Annotated in this window: 11 protein-coding genes and 1 pseudogene (2 of these 12 running past the window's edge); 6 read left to right on the top strand and 6 right to left on the bottom strand. The window is 67.2% G+C overall.

Going from position 1 to position 8,451, the window contains the following annotated elements; genetic code table 11:
- The 6 genes from A2X88_08660 to A2X88_08685 all read left to right on the top strand — a co-directional run.
- Window positions 1–277, top strand: the 3' end of a protein-coding gene (locus A2X88_08660; protein OGP33689.1) for a phosphate ABC transporter substrate-binding protein PstS. The gene continues 788 nt to the left of window position 1, outside the view; only the last 277 of its 1,065 coding nucleotides appear in the window; the start codon falls outside the window, past its left edge; it ends in the stop codon at window positions 275–277.
- A gap of 37 nt (window positions 278–314) precedes the next feature.
- A complete protein-coding gene (locus A2X88_08665) occupies window positions 315–1,247 on the top strand; it encodes a phosphate ABC transporter permease subunit PstC (GenBank protein ID OGP33690.1) in 933 nt (310 codons plus the stop codon).
- Between the two features lie 45 nt (window positions 1,248–1,292).
- Window positions 1,293–2,087, top strand: coding sequence for a phosphate ABC transporter, permease protein PstA (locus A2X88_08670; GenBank protein ID OGP33700.1), 795 nt, complete (start codon window positions 1,293–1,295; stop codon window positions 2,085–2,087).
- A 13-nt stretch (window positions 2,088–2,100) separates the two neighbouring features.
- Window positions 2,101–2,862: a phosphate ABC transporter ATP-binding protein gene (locus A2X88_08675; protein ID OGP33691.1), complete on the top strand. Its 762-nt coding sequence runs from the start codon at window positions 2,101–2,103 to the stop codon at window positions 2,860–2,862.
- A gap of 22 nt (window positions 2,863–2,884) precedes the next feature.
- On the top strand, window positions 2,885–3,547 hold the full coding sequence (locus A2X88_08680; GenBank protein OGP33692.1) for a phosphate transport system regulatory protein PhoU: 663 nt from the start codon (window positions 2,885–2,887) through the stop codon (window positions 3,545–3,547).
- Window positions 3,548–3,631: 84 nt separating this feature from the next.
- Window positions 3,632–4,636 carry a hypothetical protein gene (locus A2X88_08685; protein ID OGP33693.1) on the top strand — a complete coding sequence of 335 codons (1,005 nt, stop codon included), beginning with the start codon at window positions 3,632–3,634 and terminating at the stop codon, window positions 4,634–4,636.
- 1 nt (window position 4,637) lies between these two features.
- On the opposite strand, the gene A2X88_08690 is transcribed toward A2X88_08685, so the two are convergent.
- The 6 genes and pseudogenes from A2X88_08690 to A2X88_08715 form a co-directional block, all read right to left on the bottom strand.
- The gene (locus A2X88_08690; protein OGP33694.1) at window positions 4,638–5,204 is read right to left on the bottom strand and encodes a cob(I)yrinic acid a,c-diamide adenosyltransferase; all 567 of its coding nucleotides are present in this window, start codon (window positions 5,202–5,204) and stop codon (window positions 4,638–4,640) included.
- A 371-nt stretch (window positions 5,205–5,575) separates the two neighbouring features.
- Window positions 5,576–6,775 (bottom strand): flavoprotein, encoded by a 1,200-nt coding sequence (locus tag A2X88_08695; protein ID OGP33695.1) that lies wholly within the window; start codon window positions 6,773–6,775, stop codon window positions 5,576–5,578.
- A 21-nt stretch (window positions 6,776–6,796) separates the two neighbouring features.
- Window positions 6,797–6,961 (bottom strand): rubredoxin, encoded by a 165-nt coding sequence (locus A2X88_08700; protein OGP33696.1) that lies wholly within the window; start codon window positions 6,959–6,961, stop codon window positions 6,797–6,799.
- A gap of 27 nt (window positions 6,962–6,988) precedes the next feature.
- Window positions 6,989–7,678, bottom strand: coding sequence for a hypothetical protein (locus A2X88_08705; GenBank protein OGP33697.1), 690 nt, complete (start codon window positions 7,676–7,678; stop codon window positions 6,989–6,991).
- A complete protein-coding gene (locus A2X88_08710) occupies window positions 7,675–7,785 on the bottom strand; it encodes a rubredoxin (GenBank protein OGP33698.1) in 111 nt (36 codons plus the stop codon). Before A2X88_08710 ends, A2X88_08705 begins: the two co-directional genes overlap by 4 nt.
- Before the next feature lie 98 nt (window positions 7,786–7,883).
- Window positions 7,884–8,451, bottom strand: a pseudogene (locus A2X88_08715) (deoxyhypusine synthase); it runs 528 nt beyond the window's last position.

Consider the following 8,451-nt stretch of genomic DNA (forward strand, 5'->3'; position numbering starts at 1 on the left):
TGCCCGGAAGATGCCCGCCGATTTCCGCGTGTCGCTGGTCGACGCCGCCGGCCGCGGTTCCTACCCGATCTGCGGGCTAACCTGGATCCTCCTGTACAAGGACCAGAAGAACGAGGCCAAGGGAAGGGCGCTCGTCTCCTTCCTCCGGTGGGCCCTGCAGGACGGGCAGAAGATGAACGCCCCCCTGCTCTACGCGCCGATCCCCAGGGAGGTGGCGAACCAGGTGGACGAGGCGCTGGAGGGGATCCGATACCCCGTAGGAACCAGGACGTACTGACCTCCCCGGACGGGGACGAGGAGGGGCCTGCGGCGGAATGAAGACGGCGGCCGGACAGAACCGGAAGGACATCCTCTTCGAGAAGACGACCGCGCTGTTCGCGTTCGGGGTCCTCTTCCTCACCCTCCTTCTCTTCGCCCTTCTGGTGAGGGAGTCGCTCCCCTCGATCCGGAAGTTCGGCACCGCCTTCCTCACGGGGAGGACGTGGGACCCCGTTCTCGAGGAGTTCGGCGCGCTCCCGTTCCTGTACGGGACCGTCGTCTCCTCCTTTCTCGCCCTCCTCATCGCCGTGCCGCTGGGCGTCGGGGCGGCCATCTTCATCAACGAGTTCGCCCCCCCGTGGCTCCGGCGGCCGGTCTCCTTCCTCGCGGAGCTTCTGGCGGCCATCCCGAGCGTCATCTACGGCCTGTGGGGGATCTTCGTCCTGATCCCGGTCCTGAGGGACTGGTTCATGAAGCCCGCCGCGCACGCCCTGGGGTGGATCCCCCTCTTCCGGGGCCCGGTCTACGGACCGAGCCTGCTCGCCGCGGGGTTCCTGCTCTCGATCATGATCGTCCCCTTCATCCTCTCCGTCAGCCGGGAGGTGCTCGCCACCGTCCCGCGGATGCAGAAGGAGGCGGTCCTCTCCCTGGGGGGCACGCACTGGGAGATGATCCGGATCGTCATCGGCCAGCACTGCCTCCCGGGAATCTTCGGGGCGGCCGTCCTGGGGCTGGGGAGGGCTCTCGGGGAGACGATGGCGGTGACGATGGTCATCGGCAACCGCCCCGAGATCCTCCTCTCCTTCTTCCAGCCGGGCTACTCCATGGCGGCGGTGATCGCCAACGAGTTCACGGAGGCCACGGGGAAGCTGTACCTGTCCGCGCTGGTCGAGATCGGCCTCGTGCTGTTCCTGTTCACCCTCCTGGTCAACCTGGCGGCGAAGGGGATCCTCCGGAAGATGGTCGCCCGCGCCTCGAGGGGGCTCTAGTCCGTGGAATCGGTCGCCTTCCGCCGAAAGGCCGCGGACCGGGTCATGAAGGCGCTGTTCGCCCTGGCGGCCATGCTCGTGGTCCTGCCGCTCTTCCTGATCTTCTTCGACCTCCTCTGGAAGGGGTCGCGGGAGCTCACCTGGACTCTGCTGACCGACCTGCCCCGCCCCGTCGGGGAACCGGGCGGCGGCATCGCGAACGGGATCCTCGGGACGCTGACGGTGGCGGGGCTCGCGATGTCGGGCGGGATCCCGCTGGCGGTCATGACCGGGATCTACCTGGCCGAGTACGGCCGGGGGGCGTTCGCCTCCTCCGTGCGCTTCGCGGTCGACCTGCTGAACGGGGTCCCCTCCATCATCCTGGGGATCTTCGGGTACGTCCTCTGGGTCCTCCCGATGAAGCGGTTCTCCGCCTGGGCGGGGGCCTGCGCGCTCGCGATGATCTTCATCCCGGTCGTCGTGCGCACGACGGAGGAGATGCTCCGCACGGTCCCCGCCTCCGTCCGGGAGGCGGCGCTGGCGCTGGGGATCGAGCGCTGGAAGACGACCCTGTTCATCACCGTGCGCACGGCCGCCGCGGGGATCCTGACCGGAATCCTGCTGGCGATGGCGCGGATCGTCGGAGAAACGGCGCCGCTGCTCTTCACGGCGCTCGGAAACCAGTTCTGGCAGGAAGGGCTGGACCAGCCGATCGCTGCGATCCCGCTCCAGATCTTCCACTACGCGATCTCGCCCTACGACGACTGGCACGCCAAGGCGTGGGCCGGCGCGGTGGTCCTCATCGGGATGGTCTTCCTGCTGAGCCTCGGCGCCAGGCTTCTCGTCCGGGAGAGGAAATAAAGGGGGACAGGAAATGGACAACGCCATCGAGGTGAGGGACCTGTCCGCCTGGTTCGGCGATCACCAGGTCCTCAAGCGGATCACCATGGGCATCCAGCAGCACTCGGTCACGTCGGTGATGGGACCGTCGGGGTGCGGCAAGAGCACCTTCATCCGGTGCCTGAACCGGATGCACGACCTGACGCCCGGATTCCGCCTGGAGGGGGAGGTCGTCTTCGACGGCAGGAACATCTACTCGGAGAAGATCGACCCCGTGCTCCTGCGCCGGAAGGTCGGGATGGTCTTCCAGCAGCCCAACCCCTTCCCGAGGATGTCGGTCTATGAAAACGTCTCCGTCGGGCTCAAGTTCAACGGGAAGAGGCGGTCCCGCGCCGAGATCGCCGAGGCGGTCGAGAAATCGCTGCGGATGGCGGCGCTCTGGGACGAACTGAAGGACCATCTGGACCGGGCCGGCTCCTCCCTGTCGGGAGGGCAGCAGCAGCGGCTCTGCATCGCCCGCGCGCTGGCGGTCGAGCCGGAGGTGCTGCTGATGGACGAGCCCTGCTCCGCCCTCGACCCGGTTTCCACGGCCAAGATCGAGGACCTGATCGAGGACCTCTGCGAGAAATACACGATCGTGGTCGTGACCCACAACATGCAGCAGGCGGCCCGGATCTCCGACTTCGTGGCCTTCTTCCTGCTCGGCGATTTGATCGAAATGGATAAAAGTGCGAAAATGTTTACGAATCCCTCCGACAAGCGGACGGAGGAATACATCACCGGCCGGTTCGGGTGACCGGGGGGGGCGGGAGACGACGATGAAACGGCATTTTTCGGAGGAACTGGCGGGGCTGCACGAGAAGGTGCTGCGGATGGGAGGCCTCGCGGAGCAGATGACCCGCCGGTCGGTCCAGGCGCTCGTGGAGCGGAAGGAGGATCTCCTGGGGGAGGTCCGGGCGATGGAGACCCAGGTGAACCAGCTTCACATCGACATCGACGAGGCCTGCCTCGAGATCATCGCCCTCCGGCAGCCCGCGGCGAAGGACCTTCGGTTCATCGCCGCCGCGATGAAGATCAACACGGACCTCGAGCGGATCGGCGACCAGGCGATCAACATCGTCCAGCGGGCCGAATCGCTCCTCTCCGTCCCCCTCCTCAAGCCGCTGATCGACATCCCGCGGATGGCGGGGATCGCCGAGGAGATGCTCAAGGAATCGCTCGACGCCTTCGTGAACGGCGACGCCGACCTGGCGTACGCGAACATCCTGAAGGACGATTCCGTCGACCAGCTGAAGGACCAGGTCTTCCGGGAGCTTCTGACCTACATGATGTCCGACCCGAAGACCATCCCGACGGCGATGGATCTGATCCTGGTCTCCCGACACCTCGAGCGGGTCGCCGACCACGCGACGAACATCTGCGAGGACGTGATCTTCATGGTGAAGGGGAAGGACGTTCGGCACAGGGGTCCGCTGGCCTGAGAGGAATTTCGATTTTCATTTTCCGCCTCCTCGCATTAAGATGAGGCTTTCCTGCTGGAAATTCATCCACGGAGGATTTTTCCCATGCGCTACCTGATACTCGGAAGCGGCCCCGCCGGAATCGCCGCCGCGCGGGCGGCCCGGAAGAAGGACCCGGACGCGGAAGTCGTGATCGTCACCGAGGAGTGCACCCCCCCCTGCCTCCGGCCGCATCTTCCCGACCTGGTCTCCGGCGAGAAGGAGGAGGAGGCGATCGCCGACCCGCAGGGGAAGGATCTGGCCTCGGCGGGAATCCGGTTCGCGCAGGGCAGGCGCGCCCGGCGGGTGGACGCCGCCAGGAACCGGGTCCTCTTCTCCGACGGGACGGAGGAGAGCTACAACTTCCTCCTCGTGGCGACCGGGGGCAAGCCGATCCTTCCTCTCTCCCTGATGGGGAGCCTCGGCTCCTTCCTCACCCTGAACAGCCAGAGCGACGCCGTCCGGATCAAGGCCCGGGCGCTGCGCTCCGACGTGTCGCTGGTGTACGGGCCCGGCTACCTCGGGCTCGAGACGGCCCGGGCGCTGCGCAAGCTGGGGCAGCAGGTGATCTGGGTGAACCCCGGCCTCCCTCGTTTCGGGAACCCGATTTCGGGCGAGACGGAGGCGAAGGCGATCGGGATGCTCCGGAACAACGGGGTGACCGTCAAGGAAGGGACCGAGATCGCCGACCTGATCGACCGGGACGGGAAAGCCTACACCGCCTTAACGACCGGGGGGGAGCGGATCGAGTGCTCCATGGTCGTGGTGGCGACGGAGCGCTTCCCCTCCGTGGGCTTCCTCGAAGGAAGCGGGGTGAAGGTGGGAACCGGGATCCTGGTGGACGAGTACCTGCGGACGAACGTCTCGAACATCTACGCGGCCGGGGACTGCGCGGAGGTGTTCGACGTGAACCGCCGGGAGAGCCGGATCAACTTCGGGTGGAGAAGCGCGATGAAGCAGGGGCAGCTCGCCGGCGAGAACCTGGGGGGGGGCGAGAAACTCTACATCCGGAACACCGAGGACTACTTCGGGCTGCTCTACGGGTCGTCTTTGCTCGAGCGGATGAAGTAAGTCAGTAGTCGATCCCCTTCTCCGCCTCGATCCCGAGGTCGAAGGGGTGCTTGACGTTGCGCATCTCGGTGACGAGGTGCGCCTGGAGGATGACCTCCTCGCGCGCGTGGCGGCCGGAGAGGATCAGGTGGACCGGTTCGGGCCTCTCCCGGATCAGGGAGAGCAGGGCGGACAGGTCGACCAGCCCCAGGTGGACCGCCACGTGGATCTCGTCGAGGATGACGACGTCGTACTTCCCCGACAGCATTTTCTTCCGGGCGGCCTCCAGCGCCTTCGCGGCGGCGGCCTCATGCTCGCCGAAGGGAAGGGTGTCCCCCCGGATCCCGACGAACCCTTTCCCCATGGGGATCAGCTCGAACTCGGGGGCCAGCCGCCTCGCCCCGTCGAGCTCCCCGTAGTGGATCGACCCCTTGATGAACTGGACCATGCAGACCCGCATCCCGTAGCCCACGGCGCGGACCGCCATCCCGAGGCAGGAGGTGGTCTTCCCCTTCCCCTCCCCCGTCAGGACGAGCACGAGCCCCCGCCTCGGCTTCTCCGGCAGCCGTTCGACCTTCCTTTTCGCCATCGGACCCCCCCTTCCCGGGAACGTTCCCCGCCTCTCCGGTCCCTGTTATGATGACGGAAGGGACGCCCCGTTTCACCCCCAATCGCAGGGCGACCCAGAGCGAAGCCCCCCTCCGAGGCGGCGGAGCCGATCCCTGCGCCCTCGCGACGGGGCGCACGCGGGACGGAGAGCGACGAAGGGAGGAGGGCATGACGGAGGGAAAGCGGCGCTGCATGGTGTGCGCGAAGGAGAAGTCGTTCGAGGGAACGATCTGCACGGAGTGCCAGGCGATGATCCGCGGCGAGGCCGTGGAGAAGGGGAAGCGGATCCGCAAGGATGCGGAGAAGGAGATCCGCCGGGAGGGGATCCCCCCGAAGAAGTGATGCGGGCGGCTACTTCCCGGAGACGATCTCCGCGAACTTCTTCCCGAACTCGACGCAGACCGCCAGGTCCGCCTCCGACGGGCTCATCCGGACCCGGACCGGCTCGGGCTCGACCTTGATCCGCATCGAGGTGAGGATCTCCTGCACCGTCCGGATCGCCTCCCCGCTCCAGCCGTAGGACCCGAACACCGACGCGCGCATCCCCCGCACGTTCAGGTAGACCAGGCTGGCGATCAGCATCAGGATCGGCTGGGGCACGTTGCTGTTCAGCGTGGGGGTCCCGATCAGGAAGCCGGCCGACTCCTCGATCTCGTCGATGATCTTGTGCATCGGCACCTCGATGCTGTTCATGAGGGTCGCCGACAGGCCCGCCGCGCGCACCCCTTCGGCCGCCTTCTCGGCCATGGCGGCGGTGTTCCCGTAGGCGGAGGCGTAGACGATCGTCACCTTCTTCCCCGTCACCCGGGAGAGCACGGAGGCCCGTTCCTCGTACCAGTCGAGATAGGAAAGCGGGTCCTTCCGGAGGATCGGCCCGTGCGAGGGGGCGATCATGTCGACCGGGAGCGCCCTCACCTTCCCGATCGCCTTGAGGATATGCTCCTTGTAGGGGCGCATGATGGTGCTGTAGTAGAACTCGAAGGCCTGCCGCGCCTCCTCGGGCTTTTTCAGCTCGTCGTTGAAATACTCCGGACTTGCGTAGTGCGCCCCGAGGAAATCGCACGGGAAGAGAATCCGGTCCTCGACGAGGTAGGTGAGGATCGTGTCGGGCCAGTGGAGGAACGGGGCGTTCAGGAACCGCAGCGTCTTCCCCCCCAGGGGAAGCTCCTCCCCGTCGTTCACCAGGTGGAAGGGGTAGCCGGCGTGCACCATGTTGTCCACGAAGGTCTTCGCCGACCGGGAGAGGTAGACGGTCACCTTCGGGTTCCGCTCGAGCAGCTCGACCAGCCCCCCCGCGTGATCCGGCTCGGAATGGTTGATCACCACATAGTCGAGCTGCTTCACCGGAAGGTGCTCCTCGATGTTCCGGAACAGCTCCCCGGCGAACGGGCGCTTCACGCAGTCGATCAGCGCCGTCTTTTCGCTTCCCCGGACGAGGTAGGCGTTGTAGGTCGTCCCGTGCCCGGTCGGGATCACGATGTCGAACACCGTCAGGCCCGGGTCCTTCGCCCCCACCCAGTGGACATTCTCGGCCAGCGCAACGGTCGCCATGTTCCGGTTCCTCTCTTCCCGTTACTCCGTGATTTCCTCGAACTCGTCCTTCCCCGCGCCGCAAAGCGGGCAGACCCAGTCGTCCGGGATGCTCCGGAACGGGGTCCCCGGCTCCACCCCGTTGTCGGGATCCCCCTCGGCGGGGTCGTACACGTACGCGCAGACGATGCATCTCCACTTGTTCATCCGGTTCTCCTTGCGGCGCGATGGGAATCAGTAAAAATTATATCGCCCGCTTCGCGCGAACCGCAATACCGCGGCGGCGATCTTCCCCGGGGAATCGGGGCCGCGCGCTCCGCCCCGGGCGCGGAGGCGGTCCCACTCCGCCTTCGGGAACCGCTCGGGGATGAGCGCCAGCCCGGGCCTCACGATCCCGACGCGGACCCGGGGAGCCAGAATCTTGCTCCAGGCGGCCGCCTGGCGCTCGAGGGCGAGCTTGGAGATGCAGTAGGGCAGGTAGCCGGGCCAGAGGCGCCCGGCGCCGGCGTCGCCGATGAAGAGGACCGCTCCGCCCCCGGGCGCGTTCCGCAGAAGGGGGAGAAGCGCCTGGGTGAGCAGGAACGGCCCGCGCAGGTTGACGGCGAAGACCCCGTCCCAGGCCGCGGGCGTCACCGCGCCCGCCGGAGTGCGGGGGAAGACGGCGGCGTTGTGCACGAGCAGGTCGAGCCGGCCGAACTCCCGGCCGATCGCTTCGGAGAGGCGGGAAATCCCCCCCGGCCGCGCAAGATCCAGGGGAAAGGCCCTGCCGCCGGTCTCCCGCGCGAGGGCGAGCGCCTCCCGGCGGGATGCCCGGTAGGTGAGCGCCACCGTGAATCCCGCGCGGGCCAATCCGCGGGAAACCGCCGCGCCGATCCGCCGGGCGCCCCCGGTCACCAGCGCGACTCTTTCCCCCGGAGGGCTCATTTCACCTCTTTGAACTTCCCCTTCGGCGCTCCGCAGACGGGACAGGGATCGGGGGGGGCGTCCCCCTGGTGGATGTAGCCGCACACCTCGCATTTCCATTTTTTCATCGGCCCCGGCTCCCTGAATCGATTTTTCGACCTTATACCACAAACGGCGACGGCGCGACATCCGGGCGCGGCGCCGCAATCGGGGTAGGCCCGCCCCTCTACCCTTGCCCGGGCCGGTACTTCCCCCCCGACTTCCAGGCGATGTAGTTGCGCCGGAACTCCTTCCCCAGGGTGGAGACGATCTCGCCGCGACGGTCGTAGAGCCGCTTCAGGGGTCGCTTTTTCGCGTGCTCCAGGACATAGGCCGTGAGCAGCGGCATCGCCACGGTGGAGTCGAGGTAGCAGACGACCGCGTCGGGCAGCGTCTCGGGGGCCACCTTCCCCCAGGAAACCGCCTCGGAGGGGGTCGCCCCCGAAAGCCCCCCGGTGTCGGGACGGGCGTCGGTGATCTGGAGGAAGTAGTCGTGCCCCTTCTCGGAGAGCCCCAACACCTCCTGGATCTGCGGCTCGGTCTGCAGCATGAAGTTCTTCGGGGCCCCTCCCCCGAGGATCCAGACGGCGCTTCTCCCCTTCCCCCGCTTGGCCGCGTAGACGATCGCCGCCGTCTCGTTCACGTCGGAGGAGATGTCGATCCGGGTCCCCTTGCCCAGGATCCGCATCGCGGCGACGTTCATCCCGATGGAGGAATCCCCGGGGGAAGGGCAGTAGACCGGGACGCCGCACCGG

The organism is Deltaproteobacteria bacterium GWC2_65_14 (genome assembly GCA_001797615.1).
In the GTDB taxonomy this organism is placed as follows: Bacteria; Desulfobacterota; Deferrimicrobia; order Deferrimicrobiales; family Deferrimicrobiaceae; genus GWC2-65-14.

Coding starts and splice junctions, on each gene's coding strand:
- A2X88_08665 (OGP33690.1), top strand. CDS start 315: ATGAAGACGGCGGCCGGACAGAACCGGAAGGACATCCTCTTCGAGAAG.
- A2X88_08670 (OGP33700.1), top strand. CDS start 1,293: ATGAAGGCGCTGTTCGCCCTGGCGGCCATGCTCGTGGTCCTGCCGCTC.
- A2X88_08675 (OGP33691.1), top strand. CDS start 2,101: ATGGACAACGCCATCGAGGTGAGGGACCTGTCCGCCTGGTTCGGCGAT.
- A2X88_08680 (OGP33692.1), top strand. CDS start 2,885: ATGAAACGGCATTTTTCGGAGGAACTGGCGGGGCTGCACGAGAAGGTG.
- A2X88_08685 (OGP33693.1), top strand. CDS start 3,632: ATGCGCTACCTGATACTCGGAAGCGGCCCCGCCGGAATCGCCGCCGCG.
- A2X88_08690 (OGP33694.1), bottom strand. CDS start 5,204: ATGGCGAAAAGGAAGGTCGAACGGCTGCCGGAGAAGCCGAGGCGGGGG.
- A2X88_08695 (OGP33695.1), bottom strand. CDS start 6,775: ATGGCGACCGTTGCGCTGGCCGAGAATGTCCACTGGGTGGGGGCGAAG.
- A2X88_08700 (OGP33696.1), bottom strand. CDS start 6,961: ATGAACAAGTGGAGATGCATCGTCTGCGCGTACGTGTACGACCCCGCC.
- A2X88_08705 (OGP33697.1), bottom strand. CDS start 7,678: ATGAGCCCTCCGGGGGAAAGAGTCGCGCTGGTGACCGGGGGCGCCCGG.
- A2X88_08710 (OGP33698.1), bottom strand. CDS start 7,785: ATGAAAAAATGGAAATGCGAGGTGTGCGGCTACATCCACCAGGGGGAC.